Annotated in this window: 18 protein-coding genes; 7 read left to right on the top strand and 11 right to left on the bottom strand. The window is 63.9% G+C overall.

What is annotated here, in order from left to right:
- Positions 1–14: 14 nt before the first annotated feature.
- The 5 genes from RSO01_RS09325 to RSO01_RS09305 all read right to left on the bottom strand — a co-directional run bounded on the left by RSO01_RS09325 (position 15) and on the right by RSO01_RS09305 (position 6,240).
- A complete protein-coding gene (locus tag RSO01_RS09325; RefSeq protein ID WP_246158243.1) occupies positions 15–1,361 on the bottom strand; it encodes an HlyD family type I secretion periplasmic adaptor subunit in 1,347 nt (448 codons plus the stop codon).
- 15 nt (positions 1,362–1,376) lie between these two features.
- Positions 1,377–3,224 (bottom strand): type I secretion system permease/ATPase, encoded by a 1,848-nt coding sequence (locus RSO01_RS09320; protein ID WP_147148465.1) that lies wholly within the window; start codon positions 3,222–3,224, stop codon positions 1,377–1,379.
- A gap of 25 nt (positions 3,225–3,249) precedes the next feature.
- Positions 3,250–4,263 (bottom strand): hypothetical protein, encoded by a 1,014-nt coding sequence (locus RSO01_RS09315; protein ID WP_147148463.1) that lies wholly within the window; start codon positions 4,261–4,263, stop codon positions 3,250–3,252.
- On the bottom strand, positions 4,158–5,255 hold the full coding sequence (locus RSO01_RS09310; RefSeq protein ID WP_147148461.1) for a hypothetical protein: 1,098 nt from the start codon (positions 5,253–5,255) through the stop codon (positions 4,158–4,160). Before RSO01_RS09310 ends, RSO01_RS09315 begins: the two co-directional genes overlap by 106 nt.
- A gap of 118 nt (positions 5,256–5,373) precedes the next feature.
- The gene (locus RSO01_RS09305; protein ID WP_147148459.1) at positions 5,374–6,240 is read right to left on the bottom strand and encodes a hypothetical protein; all 867 of its coding nucleotides are present in this window, start codon (positions 6,238–6,240) and stop codon (positions 5,374–5,376) included.
- Positions 6,241–6,659: 419 nt separating this feature from the next.
- Here RSO01_RS09305 and RSO01_RS09300 point away from each other — a divergent pair, with 419 nt between their 5' ends.
- Together RSO01_RS09300 and RSO01_RS09295 are read left to right on the top strand one after the other, a co-directional pair.
- On the top strand, positions 6,660–7,052 hold the full coding sequence (locus RSO01_RS09300) for a hypothetical protein (RefSeq protein ID WP_147148456.1): 393 nt from the start codon (positions 6,660–6,662) through the stop codon (positions 7,050–7,052).
- A 253-nt stretch (positions 7,053–7,305) separates the two neighbouring features.
- Complete coding sequence (locus RSO01_RS09295; protein WP_170302956.1) at positions 7,306–7,731, top strand: transposase; 426 nt, start codon at positions 7,306–7,308, stop codon at positions 7,729–7,731.
- On the opposite strand, the gene RSO01_RS09290 is transcribed toward RSO01_RS09295, so the two are convergent.
- Both RSO01_RS09290 and RSO01_RS09285 read right to left on the bottom strand, forming a co-directional pair.
- Positions 7,728–8,579, bottom strand: a complete 852-nt coding sequence (locus tag RSO01_RS09290; RefSeq protein ID WP_147148452.1) for a hypothetical protein — start codon at positions 8,577–8,579, stop codon at positions 7,728–7,730. The two genes, RSO01_RS09295 and RSO01_RS09290, sit on opposite strands and share 4 nt — an antisense overlap.
- Positions 8,580–8,663: 84 nt before the next feature.
- Positions 8,664–9,452 carry an adenylate/guanylate cyclase domain-containing protein gene (locus tag RSO01_RS09285; protein WP_170302955.1) on the bottom strand — a complete coding sequence of 263 codons (789 nt, stop codon included), beginning with the start codon at positions 9,450–9,452 and terminating at the stop codon, positions 8,664–8,666.
- A gap of 60 nt (positions 9,453–9,512) precedes the next feature.
- Between RSO01_RS09285 and RSO01_RS47175 the strand changes: the two genes are divergently transcribed.
- The 3 genes from RSO01_RS47175 (at position 9,513) to RSO01_RS09275 (ending at position 12,620) form a co-directional block, all read left to right on the top strand.
- On the top strand, positions 9,513–9,671 hold the full coding sequence (locus RSO01_RS47175) for a hypothetical protein (protein WP_170302954.1): 159 nt from the start codon (positions 9,513–9,515) through the stop codon (positions 9,669–9,671).
- A gap of 253 nt (positions 9,672–9,924) precedes the next feature.
- Complete coding sequence (locus tag RSO01_RS09280; RefSeq protein ID WP_147148448.1) at positions 9,925–11,343, top strand: glycosyltransferase family 2 protein; 1,419 nt, start codon at positions 9,925–9,927, stop codon at positions 11,341–11,343.
- Between the two features lie 125 nt (positions 11,344–11,468).
- Positions 11,469–12,620, top strand: coding sequence for an NAD-dependent epimerase/dehydratase family protein (locus RSO01_RS09275; RefSeq protein WP_147148446.1), 1,152 nt, complete (start codon positions 11,469–11,471; stop codon positions 12,618–12,620).
- A 13-nt stretch (positions 12,621–12,633) separates the two neighbouring features.
- On the opposite strand, the gene RSO01_RS09270 is transcribed toward RSO01_RS09275, so the two are convergent.
- Positions 12,634–13,764: an endo-1,4-beta-xylanase gene (locus RSO01_RS09270; protein ID WP_170302953.1), complete on the bottom strand. Its 1,131-nt coding sequence runs from the start codon at positions 13,762–13,764 to the stop codon at positions 12,634–12,636.
- 676 nt (positions 13,765–14,440) lie between these two features.
- Here RSO01_RS09270 and RSO01_RS09265 point away from each other — a divergent pair.
- Positions 14,441–14,977, top strand: a complete 537-nt coding sequence (locus RSO01_RS09265; protein WP_147148442.1) for a transposase — start codon at positions 14,441–14,443, stop codon at positions 14,975–14,977.
- A gap of 42 nt (positions 14,978–15,019) precedes the next feature.
- Here the strand turns inward: RSO01_RS09265 and RSO01_RS09260 are convergent, their stop codons facing one another.
- Entirely contained in the window at positions 15,020–15,790 is a 771-nt protein-coding gene (locus RSO01_RS09260) for a hypothetical protein (protein ID WP_246158241.1), read from the bottom strand.
- 107 nt (positions 15,791–15,897) lie between these two features.
- Between RSO01_RS09260 and RSO01_RS09255 the strand changes: the two genes are divergently transcribed.
- Entirely contained in the window at positions 15,898–16,977 is a 1,080-nt protein-coding gene (locus tag RSO01_RS09255; RefSeq protein ID WP_147148440.1) for an LLM class flavin-dependent oxidoreductase, read from the top strand.
- Between the two features lie 47 nt (positions 16,978–17,024).
- On the opposite strand, the gene RSO01_RS09250 is transcribed toward RSO01_RS09255, so the two are convergent.
- Both RSO01_RS09250 and RSO01_RS09245 read right to left on the bottom strand, forming a co-directional pair.
- Positions 17,025–17,678 (bottom strand): 2OG-Fe(II) oxygenase family protein, encoded by a 654-nt coding sequence (locus tag RSO01_RS09250; RefSeq protein ID WP_147148438.1) that lies wholly within the window; start codon positions 17,676–17,678, stop codon positions 17,025–17,027.
- A gap of 109 nt (positions 17,679–17,787) precedes the next feature.
- Positions 17,788–18,669: an LLM class F420-dependent oxidoreductase gene (locus RSO01_RS09245; RefSeq protein ID WP_147148436.1), complete on the bottom strand. Its 882-nt coding sequence runs from the start codon at positions 18,667–18,669 to the stop codon at positions 17,788–17,790.
- Positions 18,670–18,671 lie beyond the last annotated feature (2 nt).

The raw sequence follows: 18,671 nt of genomic DNA, 5'->3' as shown, positions 1-18,671 counted from the left end.
CGGCGAGCTCACCTCTAGAGCTCGCGGAAGGCTCGGGCGAAGCTGTCCTTGATAGGCTTCGTCAGATACTCGAAGAAGGTTCGATCGCCCGTGCGGATGAAGACCTCGACGGGCATGCCGGCGATTGCCCGAAAGCCCGGGATCTTGGCCGTCTCGCCATGGTCGATGCGCACGCGTGCGAGATAGACTTCCTTGGCGGTGCCGTCGAGGCTGGCATTGAAGCCAGCGCGCTCGGGCACGGCATCGGCCGATATATAGACCACCGTGCCGGTGACCATGGGCGTCGACCGCGCATTCATGAAGTTGAAACGGATGTTCGCGGGCTGCTCGAGTTGGACGTGGTCGATGTCCTGCGGTCGGACCTTGACCTCGATCAGCAGATTCTCGTCGACCGGCAGCAGGTCGAGGATGCTGCGGCCCGGCTCGACCACACCGCCGGGCGTGTGATAGCGCATCTTGACCACCACGCCGTTCACCGGCGCGACAATCTGGATGCGCTCCAGCACGGCTTTGGCCGAGCGAATACGCTCGCGCACGTCCTGCAGGTCGCCAAGCGTCTCGTGCAGTTGCTCCATCGCGGTCTTCACCGCGGCGCTGTAGACGCCGTTGATCTGCTCACGGGCCCGCGCGATGCGGTCGCGTGCATCGCCGACCTCTCCCAGCAGCCGGCCGATCTCGCCGCTCGAGCCGGCATGGGCGCGCTGCAGGGTCAGGAGCTCCGACCGGCGGATGAGCCCGCTGTTGACCAGCTGCGACTTGCTGTCGATCTCCTCGGTGAACAGGGCCGCCTGGCGCTCGGTGTTGGCGATCTGGATCTTGCCGGCCTCGACGCGCTGCATCAGGGCATTGATGCTCTCCTGCTGCGACGCCACATCGCTCTGGATATTGTTCAGTCGTGCCCGGAAGGTGCTCATCTGCGCCTCCAGCATCGGGCCCAATTCCGGGTCAGCGATATACTTCTGGAACGTCTCCGGCCAGACCAGCTCGGTCTTGCGCTCGGCTTCGGCCTGGAGCCGCACCCGCATGGCTTCCAGGCGGGCCTCGCGCAGGATGAGCCGTCGCAACTCCGCCTTCGGCGCAGTCTCTTCGAGCACCATAAGGACCTGGCCGGCTTCGACCTTGTCGCCCTCGCGTACCTTGATCTCGCGGATCACGCCACCGTCGGGATGCTGGACGATCTTGTTCTCGCCGGTGGCAACGAAATACCCGCCCGCCACGATGGCGCCCGACAAAAGCGCCGTGCCTGCCCACGCGCCGAATGCCACCAGGAAGATGATGAGCACAATTGCGCCCAGCTTGGCCGTTCGCCGGCTCGACCGGGAAATGGCCTCGTAGAAATCCGCATCCGCGCGCGCCATCATCACATGCCTCTTCGCTTAGCCCTCGAGCCGGTCCAGGACGGGGCCGGCATCGCCGGCCTTGTCGCCTGCCTTGTTTCCCTTGCCGGAGATCATCGGCAGGATGTCGTCGCGCTTGCCCATCGCCTGGACCGTGCCGTTGTTCAGCACCATGATCTTGTCGACGCTGCGCAGCAGGGCCGGCCGCTGGGTGATGGCGACCACCGTGATGCCCTTCTTCTTGGCGCGCAGCAGCGCCCGGCCCAGCGCCAGCTCGCCGTTGAAGTCGAGGTTGGAGTTCGGTTCGTCGAGCACTACCAGTTTGGGATCGCCGAAGAAGGCGCGTGCCAAGCCGATGCGCTGCTTCTGGCCGCCCGACAGAGGGCTGCCGTCGACGGTGATGGGCGTCTCGTAGCCATGGGTGAAGTTGGACACCATCTCGTGGATGTCGGCGAGCTCGGCGGCAGCAAAGACCGCCTCGTCGCTGGCATCCTCGCGCATGCGACCGATATTGGCCTTGATCGTCGCCGGAAACAGCTGCACGTCCTGCGGCAGGTAGCCCACGCTCTCGCCGAACTGCCGTGGGTCCCAGTTGCGCAGGTCCATCATGTCGAGGCGGATCGACCCGGCGGTCGGGAAGATGGAGCCGACCAGCATGCGGCCGAGCGTCGATTTGCCGGTCCCCGAAGCGCCGACAATCGCCATCGACTCGCCCGGATTGAGCTGGAACGACACGCCGTTCAGGATCACCTGCTTGTTGGGCGGTGGCACGTAGAGGACGCGTTCCACGGTCAGCAGGCCGTGCGGCCGCGGCAGGCGCAGGCGCTCGAAGTTGAGTTGCGAGCTCTGCAGCAGGCCGCGGATGCGGGTGTACGCGCCGCGTGCCGACACGAAGTTGCGCCAGCCCTCGATGGTTCCTTCGATCGGCGCGAGGGCACGGCTGGCGACGATCGACGAGGCGATCATCATGCCGCCGGTCAGGTCGCCCTTGATCGACAGCCATGCGCCGACACCCAGCAGGCCGATCTGGGTCATCAGGCGAATCAACTTGGAAAGGCCCGCCAGCAGGATATTGCGGTCCTGCGCCAGCACCTGCGACTTCAGCGATTCACGCGTCTCACGGCCCCAGATCTGGACCGCCTCGGGCACCATGCCCATGGCGTTCAGCACGCCGGCATTGCGCGCCATGGCGTCGGCCTGCAGGGTGGCGCGCATTCCGTAGGTCGTGGAAACCGAGAACGGTCCAGCGGTCGCCCGCTGGTTGATGATGGCGATCCCGAGCAAGACCAGGCCGGTCGCACCGACGATGAAGCCGAGATAGGGGTGAACGAGGAAGACCGCCAGCAGGTAGAGCGGCGCCACCGGCGCGTCGAGCATGGTGAGCAGGACCGGCCCGGTGATGAAGGCGCGCAGTTGCTGGAGATCGCCCAGGACCTGGAACTGCGCGGCCGAGCCGTTCTGCGAAGCCTTGGCCGCCGCACTCAGCACTGCCGGCCCGAGCTTGCTTTCGACCTCGACCGCCGTCCGCATGAGGATGATGCGGCGCACGATGTCGACCAGGACGTGCATGACCAGGGCGATGATGACGACGATCGTCAGCATCACCAGCGTATCCATGCTGCGGCTGGTCAGCACGCGGTCGGAAATCTGGAACAGGTAGAGAGGCACGGCAAGGATCAGCGTGTTCACCGCAAACGAGAACAGCGCCACGGTGATCAGGCTCCTGCGCACGATCGCGAGCCCGACGCTCAGGACCTCGCGGAACTCGCGATCCGACGAGCGTTTCTGCAGCTTCCTGGGCGGCGGCGGCGGGGGCGGCGCGCCAGAACTGGACTGGGGTTCCTGGTCGGCGCCTTTGCCGGGAGGATTGCGCACTGCGACGTTCATGGCTCACCAATGTCGATACGCGTGTTCAGGAAAGGACGCTGGCCAGCGGGTCGGACGTCGTGTGGCTCGCGCTGTCGGACGGCGGCGGCGCTGTCGACTCCTCGGGCGGCGGTGGCGCCGGAGCCGGGCCGTGCGCGACCAGAGCGGCGGCCTCGGGAGCGAGCTTGGCCGGGTCGCCCAGCACGACCGCGCTCGGCGCCGGGACCACGTCCGCCGACTGGGCAATGATGTTGGTCTGGACCAGCGTCGCCTCGGCGTACTGAGTGCCGCCGACGTACTGGCCGCCCAGCGGACCCAAGTCGACCATGAGCGCTTTGTTGGCGAGCTCATTGGCCCCGGTCGCGACGTATCCCGCTTCGCCGTTTTGCAGGGTCTGCATCACGACATCGCTGTCGCTCACGACGTTGATCTGCTCGAGCACGTTGAGGTCGTAGTAATTGCCGGTGATGAACAGCACGTTCATCGTCCCGCTGCCGTCGCCGGGCACGACGAAGCCATTGGCGAGGTCCATCGTGGAGGTGCCGTTCTGCAGCGCGCTGATCAGCGCCTGCATGTCGGGCGTGAGCTCCTTGCCGGGGCCGCCAAGGTCGACCAGCGCTGCCGAATTCAGCAGCCAGTTGGCGCCGGTCGATACGGTCTCCGAACCCGCACCGCCTTGCCCGGCGTTGACCAGGACATAATCGCTGTTCAGCAGGATGTTGGTCTGGAAGATCCAGTTGGCGCCGAAGTAGTCCCCGGTGACGATGACCAGGTCGTACTGCGTGCCCCCGTGATCCACGATCGCGACATTGTCCTGGCCGTTCTCGCCGGTCGTCCAGAACTTGAAGTGATCGCTCGCCGTCACCTGGACCTTGTCGTTGTCCTGCAGGACGTTGAGCTGCTTGACCAGGTTCACGTCGTAGTAGTCGCCGTTGATGCGATCGACATGCCACTTCAGGCCGCCGAAGTAGCCCATCTCGTAGGGATTCTGCTGGTCGAGCGTCTGGATGAACTCGGCGATGTTGTTGGCCTGGTTGCCGCCGGTCTGGACGTTGGCCATTCGGCGGTGCCGGCGACCGCCGAGTGGTCGATCAGGATGTTGGTCTGGATGATGGCATCGCTTTGATAGCTGTTGCCCATCACCAGCATCGTGCCGATGGCGCCCTGCTCGTCGATGACGGCAGCGTGGTTTCCGACACTGTTGCCGCCAGTCTCGATGACCGCCGCATTGGTCGGATGCTCGAAGCTATGGCTTTCGACGGGGGCCGTCGGGACCAGGTCGCCGGGACCTGTCGGCGTGGCGGCGTCGCTGGCGACTTTGACGCCGTCGATGGTGACGCCTTCGTGAAGCGTGTCGGGCCCGGTCCCATCCGAGGAATCGCCGCGCGCGCGCATCGCCCCGACGACCGATTCCGGCGTGTCCGTGTCGCCGGCGTAGGGATTGGGTGGTGCCCAGGCCTCGGCCGCCTGCGCCAGTTCGGACATCGGCACGACGTCGTGATGCGGCCAAGGCACCGTCGACGCGCCCCCCTCGGTGACGACATCGTTGTCGTGCAACGTTTGGTACTGTGTGCTGCCGACGTCGTTGTCGTGCAGGTCATTGACCTGGTTCAGCCGCAGGTCGAGCGAACCGTCCCCGTCCTTGTAGTCGACCTTGATGCGCAGCTCGCGGTGCAGGACGATGGTGTGGTGGTCCGCCGGAAGACCTTCGGGGCTGCCGTGGCTGTAGGTCGGCGGATCGATGGGCTGTGGCTTGATCGGAAGGGTCGGCAGGCGCGCGTTGAAGGGCGTGATCGGGCGCACGGCGGCATGAAGCTGATGCCCGTCCCAGGGATCGGGCTCGAGTGCCGGAGGCAGCGGCGAGCGACCAACGACAAGATCGTCGGGCTCCGCCGGAGGCGTCGGCGGCAGCGGCGGGCCATCCGGATCCTGCTCCGACTTTTGCGGGCCGTAGAAATCGGGGATGTCGGTCTGGAAGCGAGGCGCGAGGACAGGGAGGTGCAGATAGCCGCTGAAGATCGAGAAGAAGTTTCTTTTGGCGTCGAGTTGCATGGCCCCACCCACCTGGACGCAAAGCGGCACGAGGCCGCTACAACGCAAAAAAACGCGAAGAGACAGAACCGTGGGGAAAACTCGCCCGGCCGAAGCCGGGCGAGTTCCCTAGGTCAGACTAGCTATGCGACTCGGTGTCGATGTCACCGGCGCCGGTGTCCACGTTGATGGTCACCGAGTTGAACTGGATGTTGGCACCCATCACGATGCTCTGGGTGAACGCATCCTGCGTGATGTGAGCCGACGCATCGGCCGCAACCGTCGCGCCCGCGCCGTCATGCATCTCGGCCTTGGCATCGTCGATCTTGGCGTAGCCGCCGTCGGCCTTGGCCGACATCGAGAACACCGACGGCGCTTCCGACGGATCGTACTCGGTGCCGTAGCCGCTCGCGCTGAAGCTGACCGACGCGCTGTCGATCTTGTCATTGTCGACCAGGTTGTTGACCTGATCGATGTTGAAGTTGTTGGTGCCGCTCTGGGTCACGTGGTCGGGCATCTGGAACAGGATGCCGTCGAGATGATCGACGTCGATCGCCGGCTGGAGGTCCAGGCCGCTGAGATCGAGGTCTACCTTGACGTTGACGTCGGTCTTGACGTTGTTCTCGATGTTGTTCTCGACCTTGTTGTCGACGGTGTTTTCGACCTTGTTGTCGAGCGAGTTGTCGACCTTGTTGTCGGTCTTGTTGTCGAGCGAGTTGTCGACCTTGTTATCCAACTTGTTGTCGTTGGAGTTCTCGTTCTTGTTGTCGCTCTCGTTCTTGTTGTCCGAGACCTGGAACGCGCCTTGGGCGACGCCCTGAGCCGCGAGCTGGGTCTCATACTGGCTCTGGCCCTGGCCCTGGCCCTGGCCCTGACCCTGCAGGTTCAGCTGGCCCTGGGCCTGGCCCTGGAGCTGCGCCTCGAGCTGCGCCTGCAGCTGGTCCTGATCCTGATCCTGGCTGGGGTCGTGCTTCGGGTCGTGCTTCGGGTCGTTGTGGTTAGACATGAGAGAGTCTCCTGAGTGATGATGGAGAGCGTCCCGTCACGGCCATGCCCGCTATTCATCTGGATGCGAGACATCGAACGTGAACGAAGACGTCAATTGAACAAGATGTTGAAGCTTTTGCGTCTGCGGCCGCATCGCGCTGGCCGGAGATCGCGGGTAGTCGGTCGACAGATTACATGGTGAGCCCCCCCTGATCAGGCAGGAACAACTGTCAGTTGCGCCTGATCTGAGCGGCATCCTCTGCCCCAGCAGTGCTCGACTCAATCGGACAATCGTGACCTGCGATGGAACGTTGAGCGACCACTGTCACGCTGCCGGCGTTCTTGTTGGCGAAGCAACCTCTCGTTCTGGCTGCACCGGGTCGCGATGCGCGACCTGCATCAAGCGCAGGCTACGTAAACAGGAGACACGCCACAGCCGTGTCGTGGCGCGCCTGGACGGCATTGCTTGTCCGTCAATCCATCAAATCGGCGCGTCGTGTCCGACGGGAGATGTATGACCCGCCAAACGCAGGCCTGTGCAAATCGAAGACATGCGGCGCGTTGAAGGAGATGAACTTCGATTGGCTGTGTCGCGCGCACGTGGCGTTGCTTGTCCGTCAATCCAGGCGCTGCATCCTGCCCAACCAATCTTGGCTTGCGCTCTGCCTCGACGGAAGATACGCGACCCGTCAGACGCTGGCCGATGCAATCAAATACGGCACAGCAGGTCGAATGGCGCTGATTACGACTTTCACTGTCACCGTTCGACCGAGACGCACTGCAATTTGCATCGCAATGCGCGCTGTAATTTGCATCTACCTGCCGACCTGAGCCGTCGTTCTTGATCGCAACCCTGCGTCTTCGCTGCGCTGTGTCTTCGTTGTGATCTTCGAAGAGGGAGAAGTGTGACCCGCTATTAACTTTCGGAACGATTGACGCGAATATGTTTGCGTGAAGCGTTCGATCGTTGGGGCGATCGGACGTTGGGGGCTCCTTAGGGAGCGACGCGTGCAGTTGGGGGCTTGGGCATATGAGTGGGAACCCGAATCATGTCCGCGAGGCGCTCGCGCTGTTCGCGGATGAATTGAGCGCGCTGCGCTATCTTGAAAACATTCTGTGGGCGAACGGCGTGTGCTGCCCACGCTGCGGCCACCATGCAAAGGTCGGCAAGCTGAACGGGGCCACGACCCGCGTCGGCACCTACAAGTGCTACAAGTGCCGCAAGGCCTTCTCGGTCCTGCACGGCACGCTGCTGAGCGCGAGCCATGTGCCGGCCCACAAGTGGCTGCAGGCGATGTATCTGACGGAAGGCGGCACCAAGCCGATGCGCGCGCACCGTCTCGGTCGCATCCTGAACGTGTCGTTCAAGACGGCCGCGTCGATGATGCGCCGCCTCGAGTCGGCGGCAGCCAGGATGGAAGATGCGGACTCCGCTGACACCCGCGGCCTGCTGGCGCCGCACCCGATCTCGGACGCGGGCTATACCTGCGAAACGCCGCCGTCGGTCTAATTGCCGTTGGGACGCGTGCCGATCGGAGCAGCGGCCGAACTGACGCTTGCAGCTGACTCGACCGCCTTCGCGAGCTGAGGCAGCAAATCCCAGACCTTCCGGTTGAGCACTCTCAACTCGTTGCAGGTCCGCACCAGGCCTTCAATTCTTTCCCGGTCGATTGCGTGCTGCTGGCCGAAGGTCAACCGGCCGCTCTTGTTGATCAGCCGCATGGTCTGCGTGTGCGTGATCCTGCCCTTGGCGTCGACCGCGTACATGGCATGGAGGAATTCGTTGCGTACCGCGTTTATCTCGTTGAAGCACCGGACAACGTGATCGAGCGCCATCCGCGTCTCGCGATCGGCGAGCTTGATGCGGCCCAGCCGGGACACCAGGTCGAGCCGGGCACGCGTGGTGTTCAGCGTCGAGAAGACGGTCGCCGCCGCCGGCTCATCGGTCTGCAACAGCACCTTCAGGATGTAGATCAGCATGCTCTCGTTGTTCGACCAGCTGAACACCAGCTGCCCAATCAACCCCATCAGGCTGGCGCTGCTCGCGCCGGATTGCCGGGCAGCCTTCTCGATGGCTTCGAAGTCCGGCCGGGCCGGCAACGTGCCGGCGGCGCCGGCGCCACTTGCGAGCGGGTACGGGCGCTTCGGCGGCTCGGGCGAGTGGTGCAGGTCATCCACCGTGTCGTGATCGGTGGCGTCGCACCCGTCGTCCTTGGCTTCGCATGCGGCGACACGCACGAGGCGCCGCACAACGCTCTCGAACTGCGCCTCCTTCTCGTCATCCAGCATCGTGCCGATCTGGTCTATGAACAGCGCAAACTGCTCATCCGTGTGGGCAGAGACATTCTTGCGTGCCATGGCAGCCCTCCCCTTTGCGTCTTCCAGATATGCAGAAAGGTCCCAAGTTCGACGCTTGTCCACATTATCTCAGCGTAAATGAACTTACTTCACGCGGTCGTGAAACCATGCATCATGGGTGCGAATTACTCTGTCCCACTGCGCCGGCCTCCAGGACGCCACCCGATAGCCATCGACCACCCTGTCGGTTGGCGTAAATCCGGCCGGATTCCGCAAGGGCGCGATCACTTTGTGCGCCACGGCCACGGTGTTCGGTTCGGCGTATTTCTGCATATGGCCGGCTATGTCGATCACCCGGTCCGACATCGCCTCCAGCGGCGTGGCCTCGTCGAAATGGACGTAACCCGCGTTGACACCGCAGCGAACTGCGAAATCCGCCCGCATCAGCTTCACGTCACGGTTGAAATCTCCAAGCGCCAGGATGACCGCCTTGCCGGCGGCGATGGCCTGGTCGGTGTCGGCAAAGCAGCCCATGACCCCGTCCGGCGTCCAGGCCGACTTCAGGATGCCGTGCGCTGCGAACACCGCTTCCACCAGCTTGCGGTATTCCGCGAAGTCGTACTGGATCGCCGCACTTTCCTCGCGCTCCTTCATGGCGGTCGAGCCGACGACGTCGATCGACAGGAAGGCTACCTCGCGACCGAGGGCATCGAGCCGACGCTTGGCTTCGGCGAAGGCGCGAAGCAGCTCGCTGCGATCGACGCTTCTCGCGTTCTCGAGATCCTTGAAGCCCTCGTCGAGAGCAGCGGCGGCCCGCGTGTCCTCACCGAGCTGCATGGACTTTCTCCAGCGCCCAAGCTCGTGGCGCAGCTGCCGCGCCGTCACCCGGCTCACGATGCCGTCACGCAGCGAGCCGGCGCCGATCGCCACCACCGACAGCCCTGCCACCATGATCCAATCAGTGCGATCCCGCCCCGCGATCCTGGTCGGCACATGCCCACGAAGCCATCCGCCTGCTCGCTGCACCAACGCATCGCTCTGGCGCAGCACATAGGCCGTTGCGGCGTGGTCGCGCGGCCGCTCGACAAGGGCGAGCACGTGGGGCGCCAGCAGCAGCGCGATCGCGACGAGGATCAGCCAGCGCAGCAGTGACACGAGCGCGGACAGAAGGACGATCGCGATCGACCGTCGCGGTAACGCAAAGACTCCAGACATCATCGCCTCGCAAAAACAGCGTTGACGATCAGCTTCCCCTTAGAGACCAGATCGCGACCGCCGCCCTCAATGGGATTTGGCGTACCCAGACCTTCACATCCTTGACCGTGGTGACGTGGCGCGACGACATTGAAGCGATGATCCGATGCGACGTCGCATCAGTAACCAACCCAGCGATGGAGCTTGGGCGATGAGCGATTATCAAGCGATTCTGCCACTGGCCCTGATCGGCCTCTTCATCCTCTCTCAGGTCCTGTACCTGCTGGCGAGCGCAGTCGATTTCTATCTCTACTCGCTGCCGGTCAACTGGGTCGACATGTCGGAAGTGGGTCTGCTTGGTCCCGGCGACCATCCCTACATCGTGCTGTTCTATCCGGTGCTCAATGAGCTCGAGGAGACGATGCGCACGACGCTCACCTCGCTGGGCGCCCTCGACTACCCGCGCGACCGCTATCGCGTCGTTGCGATCCCCAACGCCTCCGATACCGGCACCGTGGCCAGCCTCGAGCGGCTGCGGCGCGAATTTCCATTCCTGCAGCTGATGCCGGTGCCGCCGACCAGCGACGTATCGTGGCAGGTCGTCTGGGATGCCTGGAACGGCAACGACAAGGCCTATTGGTGGCATCGCGGTCGGCGCGCGCACCTTCGCGACCTGCCGCCGAAGAAGACGCGACAGCTGATCTACGCCTTCTACACCAGGGTCGCCGAATTCGGAGGGCGCGAGGATTTCCTGATCGACTATATCGACGCGGACAGCTGCCCGCCGAGCGACCACCTGCTCGCAGCCGCGGTCGGAATCCGCCACTACGACGTGCTGCAGGCCCAGAACATTGCCGGCAACCTCAATCACACCATGGCGGCCTCCTGGCACGCCTTCGACCACATGGCCTGGGACGGCTTGAAGTATCCGCACCTATCGGCGAACGGCCGCCAGCCCTACTGGGTGCTCGGCAAGGGCACCTTCTTTCGCGCCTCCGATCTGGTGACGCTGGGCGGCTTTCACCCCTGGCTGACGATCGAGGATCCCGAGGTCGGCATGCGCTTCTGGGTGAACGGTCGGCGGCTCGGCATCATCGAGAATCCGCTGATCGAGGAGGTGCCCTCGACCCTCATGAAGGGCATCACGCAGCGCAAGCGCTGGGTCGCCGGCTTCTTCCAGAGCCTCAACTCGCCGCTCAGGGAGATGGGCATGAGCCGCTGGCAGCGCTTCAAGGCGTGGCTGATCTTCCTGCCCTGCCTCTCCTTGTCGGTGAACGCGCTCGGCATTCCGATCGGAGTCTGGGCTATGTGGACCTGGCTCGACGGCACATCGATCCTGCCGCTATGGACGGTCGGCCTTGCCGCGTTCAACGTCGCGACCTACGCAGCGACGCTGTTGGCGATGTACCGGTCGACATGGAAGCGATCGGCGCTGGTGCTCGGCAGCTGGCGCGCTCGCCTGTGGTATTTGCTGCGCGTCAATCCGGTCTTCCTGTCGATCTGGTGGCTGGTCTGGCTGGTGCCGCTGTGGATCGGATATCGCATGTACGTCCACGACAGAGGTCTCGTGTGGGAGCGCACGGAGAAGATCAATGCCAATGAGCCGCTGATGCAGCAGCTGATGCGCTGAGGGGGTACCGCAAAGTCTGCGATCCTGGGTTGTCAAAATTGACCTCAGGTGCCGCAAGTCCGCGAGCCACGCACTGCCCACGCGTGGCACACAAAGGCGGTAACTTGGAAAGGGCAGTGTGGTTCATGTCTACGCGTCACGCACTGATCACGGGCGGAGCCGGCTTCATTGGATCCCATCTGGTTGACGAACTGCTCAAGCGCGGCTTCGAGGTAACCGTTCTCGACTGTTTGCTGCCGCAGATCCACGGTGACGCCGAGATGGCCGCCGACGGATGGCCGGTCTATCTCGATCGGGCCGCACGCCGCATCAAGGGAAACATCCTCGACGACGGCGTCTTCGTATCGAGTCTGGACGGCATCACGCATCTCGTTCACCTGGCTGCCTCGGTCGGCGTCGGCCAGAGCATGACGAACATCGCCGACTACACGCGCAACAACACCATGGCTACCGCGATCATGCTGGACGTGCTGTCGCGTAGCGGCCACGGCGTCGAACGCATCGCCGTGGCCTCGTCGATGTCGGTTTACGGCGAGGGCGAGTACTGGTCGGCAGCAGCAAAGACATCGCTCGCACCGCCGCTGCGCAGCGACGAGCAGCTTCGACGGAGATCGTGGGAGCTCACGCGGGAGGGCGACGGAAGCACGGAGACCCTGGAGCCGGTGCCGACCAAGGAAGAAAAGCCGCTGCATCCAGCCTCGATCTACGCAATCAACAAGCGCGACCATGAGGAGATGTTCCTGACGGTCGGTCGCGCGCTCGGTATTCCGACGACCGCCTTGCGGCTGTTCAACGCCTATGGCTCGCGCCAGGCCCTCAGCAACCCCTACACCGGCGTCGCCGCGATCTTCATCTCGCGGCTGCTCAACGGCGAGCCGCCGCTGGTGTTCGAGGATGGCGAGCAGCAGCGCGATTTCGTCCATGTCAAGGACGTGGCCGAAGCCTTCGCGACGGTGCTCGAAAGCGACAAGCGCATCTGGGGAGCCTTCAACGTCGGCAGCGGGCGGTCGGTTTCGGTCAACAGCATCGCCCGCACGCTGGCGCGCCTGCTGCGCAAGAACATCGCGCCACGCGTACTCAACCAATATCGGGTCGGCGACATCCGCCATTGCTTCGCCGATGTCTCGAGGATCGCGGAGACTTACGCTTTCCGGCCTCGGCGCGATTTCGAGGGCGGCATGGAGGAGTTGATCAGCTGGGTCACGACCGCGCGCAAGCCGATCGACCGCTCATCGCGCAGCATGGCCGAGCTCTCGCACGGCCGAATGGTGGTCTGAACCGGGGACCGACTCACCCACGGCGTGCCGCAGCGTGCTGCAGGGCATTGGCGATGGCATGGTACATCGGCTTGCGCCGCATCGAGCTGTTGAACGGCAATCCGCGGTTGAAACCCGGCGTCGACCCGTCCTTCCAGCTTCCCTGGTGACGGGCGAGATCTTCCAGTGTGACCCGTAGCCAGGAGTGGCGGTCGCTCATTCCCCAGGTCGACACGCCACGCACCGCAGGCTGCGCCAGGGCAATGTCGAGATAGCGGGCGGTTGCGTCGGCGACATCGCGGTCACGGCGATCGACCGGCTGAGCATAGTCGTATTCCTTGACGTCCAGTTCGGTGATCGCGATGAACAGGCCAAGGCCGGCGATGTCCTGCAGGAATGGCGCATAGACGACGGCCCGGACCGGCCCCTTCGACAGGTCGAGATGGGCCTGCAGTCCGACGCCGTCGAGCGGAGCGCCGGCTCGCTTCAGCCTCTCGAGCAGCTTCAGGAAATGGTAGCGCCTGTCGCTTTCGACCTTGCTGTCGGCCTCGAGAGCGAACTCGTTGATCATCAGTTCGGCGCCAGGAGCGAGACGCCGGGCCTCGTGAAGGGCACGCACAACGTAGTCGGGCCCGAAGGCCTCCAGGAACACGCTGCCGCGCAGTCCATCCATGCGATACCCGGTCTCGATCGGCTCGTTGACGACGTCCCATTGGCCGATCGTGCCGCGATACCGGGATAGCACCGCCTCCATGTAGCGCTGCACCAGCGTCCAGGAGCGTTGGCTGCGAAGCTGGGCCTGCGCCCAGTCAGGCACGCTGCCGTGCCACAGCAGGGTGTGACCGCGCATGCGCAGGCCTTGCTGGACGGCGAAGCTCAGCAAGTCGTCGATCGGCCCAAACCGAAAAGCTTCCGGCGACCGCTCGACGGCATCCCACTTCAGCGCGAATTCCGGGGTCAGGCTCACGCATTCGCGCAGGACCGTGCCCCGCAAGTCTGCCTCGGCGAGGATGTCCTCGATACGAACGGCCGCTCCGAAGTAACGGCCGCTGCGCGCGGCGAGCTGAGACAGCGAATCGTCCGATACTGCCGATGCCGGCCCGCTCCCGGTGGCACCGAAGAGACCCAACATCGCAGCCGAGGGGAGAAGCCGCCGGCGCGTCATGTGACGAAGCAAACGACCCCCTCTTCGGCAAACGTCATTCAGGCCCGCAGAAAAAAGCCCAGGCGGAATGAGTTGTGGCAGACACCTCATCCACCCGGGCCAGCATTGCCGACAATGGGGAAGAGCAGGGCAATGCCAATGCGATAACAATACCCGCTGCTCATCACTCGAAGCATTGGGACTTGAGCCGCCCAGGCGAGCGATGCGCCGATCTTTCCGCGACCCCTGCGCGATTCGCATCGACTTCGATCCCGATCACCGCTGGACTGCCGAACCGAGATCAGAGAACCAGTCCATGCAGCGTCGAGACGCGTCAGTCCCGCGAATAAACGATGGCCTTCACCATCACGCCGCTGACTCCGCGATCAAGTCGACCTTTGGCCTTCTCCGGTGTCTGATCTTGGCGCCGTCGTCTTCCAGCCGACAGCCGAAACATGCGCGGCCCTCATCGAAGGCGGCCTGCTACGCCTTGTTGGAAGGCAGAACGGAGATACCTACACCTTGAATACCCGGCCCTCCGCACGCCGTTGGCACTGAAGCGGGCTGGTCGATTTTCGATGCTCACTGGTCTGGTTGGTTCCCTGGGGGGCGCCTTGATCACCGAGAGGACACAGGTTGTGGGACGTACTCCGCTATATGTGAAAGTGTGGGGCGTAGGGTGTGACGGGAGCGGGAGATGGAAGGGGCAATCAGGACTAAGTACGTTCAGATCGGTCTGAGTCCCGATGCTGTATCGAAGGACTTGGACGACGAGTTGCTCGTGCGCGCAGCGCTCGAGCGATTCTCCAATGAGCTGAGTGCTCACCAGTATTTGGAGGGCATCATCTGGCCGGACGGCGCGAGATGTCCACACTGCGGTGGGACCGAGCGCGTCGGCAGGCTCAATGGCGCCTCAACGCGGCTTGGCACGTACAAGTGCTATGCCTGTCGCAGGAGCTTCTCGGTGACTCACGGCACCTTGTTCATGTCCAGCCATGTTCCGGTGCACAAATGGTTGCAGGCGATCTACCTCACCGGCGGCGGCACCAAGAACATTCGACCGCACCAGTTGCAGCGAATCCTGAACGTGTCGTTCAAGACTGCGTCATTCATCCTCCGACGCATCAGCGAAGCCGCCGCCTCGGCGGAACAGATCCAATCTCCCACTGGGACGGATACAGTCGCTACGATCATCCCAACGAGCGACTCTGCTGCGAAGCAGTCGACTCCGTAAGGCACAATCCGTCGAGCTGGTTGCAGCTGCACGAACCGTGCTTTAGCCGGGCGACGACGACGCCATCGCCGCCTGGAGGCGGGGGAGCAGGCCCCAAAGCTGCCGATTCAACTGGCGCAGCGTGTCGTCGACCTCGACGAGAGTTCGCATGCGTTTCCCGTCGAGCGGCTGCCGATCACCGAACGAGACCCGCCCTTTTTTCTCGATGAAGCGCAACATCTGCGTATGCGTGATCTGGCCCTGCTCGTTCACCAGATACATGGCATGCATGAACTCGTTGCGGATGCGGTTTGCGTCGTTGAAAAGCTCGATCGTTTTGTCGATCTCGGCTCGGGCGGCGGGGTCGTGCAGATGCAGCAACGAGAGTCGGCGCACAAGGTCGAGGCGCGCCCGGGTGGTATTGAGGGTCGAGAAGACGACGGCTGCCGAACGCTCATCCGTTCTCAGAAGCAGCATCATCACATAGATCAGCAAGCTCTCGTTGTTCGACCAGCTGAACACGAGCTGGCCGATCAGCGTCATGAGATTCTGGCGGTCGGCAGCTGTGTCGCGCGCCGCCTTTTCAATCGCTGCAAAGTCGGGAGGCTTCGGCAGCATGGTCGCCGAGGACGGCACGTTCGGCGGCGAAACCGGGCGGCCGTCCCGCATAGCGGGTGGACCGGCCGGGCGACCTTGCCCGTTGTCCTTGAGGATGAGTTTCCGGAGGACCTCCTCGAATCTCGCCCCCTCGTCGGAATGCAAGGTGTTCTTGATCCTGTCGACGAAGGCTGCGAATTGCGCATCGCTGTGGGCGGAAGGTCGTTTCCTCGGCACGTCGTCAGGCCACGAATGAGACTTACTATCGCAAAAGTAGTGCGCTCGGTCAATCACCCAAATGTACCCGCAGCTGCCATACTGCACCTGGATTACATATATCTATTATGGAGATTGAGACGATGGATTTCGGCATCGCGCTGCCAACAGCGGCAGACTCCTGGAAGGTCACCAAGGAAGCCGAGGAGCTGGGCTTCACCCATGCTTGGTTCTACGACACCCAGATGCTGAGCGCCGACTGCTTCGTCGCCATGGGGGCCGCGGCAGTGCATACGAGGCGCATTCGGCTGGGCACCGGCGTGCTGGTGCCGTCGAACCGCATCGCACCAGTCGCGGCCAATGCGCTGGCGACGCTGAACCAGCTTGCGCCCGGCCGCATCGACTTCGGCGTCGGTACGGGCTTCACGGCGCGGCGTGCCATGGGCTTCGGCGCCATCAAGGTCAAGGACATGGAGACCTACATCCATCAGGTTTATGGCCTGCTGCGCCGCGAGACCGTCGATTTCGAGATGGAAGGGCAGACCAAGAAAATCCGTTTCCTCAACCCCGAGTTGCCACTGTTCAATACCGGGGACCCGATCGCCCTGCATCTGTCGGCCTTCGGGCCGCGCACCCGTTCGCTGACGGCCAAGCTCAGGGCGGGCTGGATCGACTTCGTCGGCAAGGTCGAGAACGGCGTCAAGGAAGTCGAGGCGATGCGCGACGCCTGGACCAAGGCGGGCCATGCGGTCGGCGACCTGCAGGCCACTGCCTTCGCCTTGGGCTGTGTGCTGAAGGACGGCGAGGCCGCCAACTCACCGCGCGCCGTGGCGCAGGCTGGACCGCGCGCCGCCGTGATGCTGCATCGCGCCGCCGACGAGGCGCTGGCCGGCCTGGCACCGGGCGTGGCCATGCTGTCGACGCCGGAGATCCAGGCCTATATCGAGATGGCGCGCGGCTTCGAGCCCAAGGACGCTCCGTATCTCGAGAACCATCGCGGCCACCTGATGTTCGTGAAGGAAGAGGAGAAGAAGTTCATCACCGCCGACCTGATCGCCAACACCTCGTTCACGGCAAGCGAGGCCGAGATCAAGAAGCGCATCGAGGCCCTGCGCGGCGCCGGCTACACCCAGTTCACCATCCAGCTCGTACCCGGCCAGGAACACGCACTGGCCGACTGGGCAAAGATCCGCAAGGCCTTTGCTTAGACGTCTTGCCGGACCGCGGGCCTGGAGGCCCGCGCTCCGGCAAGACTCTAAAGACTGAGATTGAACGCAATCGAGATGCGTTCGGCGGTGCCGTTATAGGGCCGCACCTGGTGGATCATCCAGGCGGGGAACATCACCAGCCGGCCGGCCCTGGGCCGGATGCGCTCGGTGGCGCCTGCCGTCAGGCCGCCCGGCATGGCGTAGCCGAGATGCGGCGCGTTCATCGCCGGCAAGGGCCCGCGCGGGTCCATGAACTCGAGCTCACCGCCTAGCGACGGATCGGCGTCGATGCCACCGTCGTCGACATAGTAGACGCCCGACCAGAAGGCGCCGGGGTGGGAATGGAACTCGTTGCCGTGGCCGCTGCGGTTGACGTTCGCCCACATGTTGCCGTGCCACGTCACGGCAAAAAATCCCGGATGAGGACCGCTGCCCGCGTTGCCCTTGCGATCGGTCGTCACACGGTTGGCGACGTTGCGGCCGACGGCCATCAGCTTGATCGCCGGCGCGCCGCCCCAGCGATCCATGTCCCAACTCGACTGCCAGCCGCCGAGATTGGAGTGCTGCGTGGTGGGATGCGTCTTCTCGCGTTCAATGATGACGCGACGCAATTCACTGTTGAGCGTCGCCGCCTCAGGTACATCGAAGGTAACGAGTGGGGTCGCAAACAGCGGAACGATTTCAGGCGCAGTACTGCTCATTTGTCGGCAAAGTGTGCAGTTGCACTGACAACTGCACTTTATATTTGGGCAGTGCACCTATGCGCGTTCGACGACTTCAACTTTTCGAGAGAGCACAGCAAGTGAACTGTTACAGCTCGGCATAAGGACGGATCACCGTATCGCCGAAGCGGGCCAGGCTCTCCTCGAGGTTCGGCATGAAGGGACCGATCGGCAAGACGATGCGATCGACGCCGCGCCGCCGGCGCTCCTCGATGGCGGCCCGCGGCTCGACAGTCGAGCTGGGCAGCAGGTCGGGACAACCGGCAATCATCTCGATGGCTGCCGGATCGCGACCGGCATCTGCCGCAGCGCGGCGCGCCACGTCGAACAGCGGAAAAGTATCAACCTGGGAGCCGATGGACGGGAAAAAGCCGTCGCCCAGGCGGCCGGCGCGGCGCGCGGCTGCTTCGGAATGGCCGCCGACGACGACGGGGACGCGGCCGATCGGCTTGGGATTACAGCTCACTTCCTTGAAAGTGACGAACTCACCCGAAAACGTTGCACCATCCCCGGCCCACAGCGCCTTCATCGCGGCGACGTATTCGTCGGCCCGCCGGCCGCGCCGTTCGAAGGGCACTCCCATGGCCTGGAACTCTTCCTTGAGCCAGCCGACACCGATGCCGAGCTCGAACCGCCCGCCACTCATGTAGTCGAGGGTGGCGACCTGCTTGGCCAGAACCAGCGGGTCACGTTGCGGCAGGATGACGACGCCGGTCAGGAAGCGCAGCCGGGTCGTTACGGCGGCGGCATAGGCGATCCAGATCAGGGGATCGGGAAAGGCGCCGCCGCGGCCGACCGGCAGGCGGCCGGTCGCCGAATAGGGGTAGGTCGAGCTGTAATTGTCTGGAAAGACCACATGGTCGACCGCCAGCACCGAATCGAAGCCGGCCGCTTCGGCGAGCCGCGCCAACCGGGCGGCGCCGGCGAAGTCGGGAAAGGTGTTGTTGCCGAAATGCAGGGCGAACTTCATGG

The organism is Reyranella soli, assembly GCF_007992495.1.
GTDB classification, from domain to species: Bacteria; Pseudomonadota; Alphaproteobacteria; order Reyranellales; family Reyranellaceae; genus Reyranella; species Reyranella soli.
This window is presented reverse-complemented; position numbering and strand designations above follow the sequence as displayed.

Coding starts and splice junctions, on each gene's coding strand:
- RSO01_RS09325 (WP_246158243.1), bottom strand. CDS start 1,361: ATGATGGCGCGCGCGGATGCGGATTTCTACGAGGCCATTTCCCGGTCG.
- RSO01_RS09320 (WP_147148465.1), bottom strand. CDS start 3,224: ATGAACGTCGCAGTGCGCAATCCTCCCGGCAAAGGCGCCGACCAGGAA.
- RSO01_RS09315 (WP_147148463.1), bottom strand. CDS start 4,263: ATGGCCAACGTCCAGACCGGCGGCAACCAGGCCAACAACATCGCCGAG.
- RSO01_RS09310 (WP_147148461.1), bottom strand. CDS start 5,255: ATGCAACTCGACGCCAAAAGAAACTTCTTCTCGATCTTCAGCGGCTAT.
- RSO01_RS09305 (WP_147148459.1), bottom strand. CDS start 6,240: ATGTCTAACCACAACGACCCGAAGCACGACCCGAAGCACGACCCCAGC.
- RSO01_RS09290 (WP_147148452.1), bottom strand. CDS start 8,579: ATGGCACGCAAGAATGTCTCTGCCCACACGGATGAGCAGTTTGCGCTG.
- RSO01_RS47175 (WP_170302954.1), top strand. CDS start 9,513: ATGCCCACGAAGCCATCCGCCTGCTCGCTGCACCAACGCATCGCTCTG.
- RSO01_RS09280 (WP_147148448.1), top strand. CDS start 9,925: ATGAGCGATTATCAAGCGATTCTGCCACTGGCCCTGATCGGCCTCTTC.
- RSO01_RS09275 (WP_147148446.1), top strand. CDS start 11,469: ATGTCTACGCGTCACGCACTGATCACGGGCGGAGCCGGCTTCATTGGA.
- RSO01_RS09270 (WP_170302953.1), bottom strand. CDS start 13,764: ATGACGCGCCGGCGGCTTCTCCCCTCGGCTGCGATGTTGGGTCTCTTC.
- RSO01_RS09265 (WP_147148442.1), top strand. CDS start 14,441: ATGGAAGGGGCAATCAGGACTAAGTACGTTCAGATCGGTCTGAGTCCC.
- RSO01_RS09255 (WP_147148440.1), top strand. CDS start 15,898: ATGGAGATTGAGACGATGGATTTCGGCATCGCGCTGCCAACAGCGGCA.
- RSO01_RS09250 (WP_147148438.1), bottom strand. CDS start 17,678: ATGAGCAGTACTGCGCCTGAAATCGTTCCGCTGTTTGCGACCCCACTC.
- RSO01_RS09245 (WP_147148436.1), bottom strand. CDS start 18,669: ATGAAGTTCGCCCTGCATTTCGGCAACAACACCTTTCCCGACTTCGCC.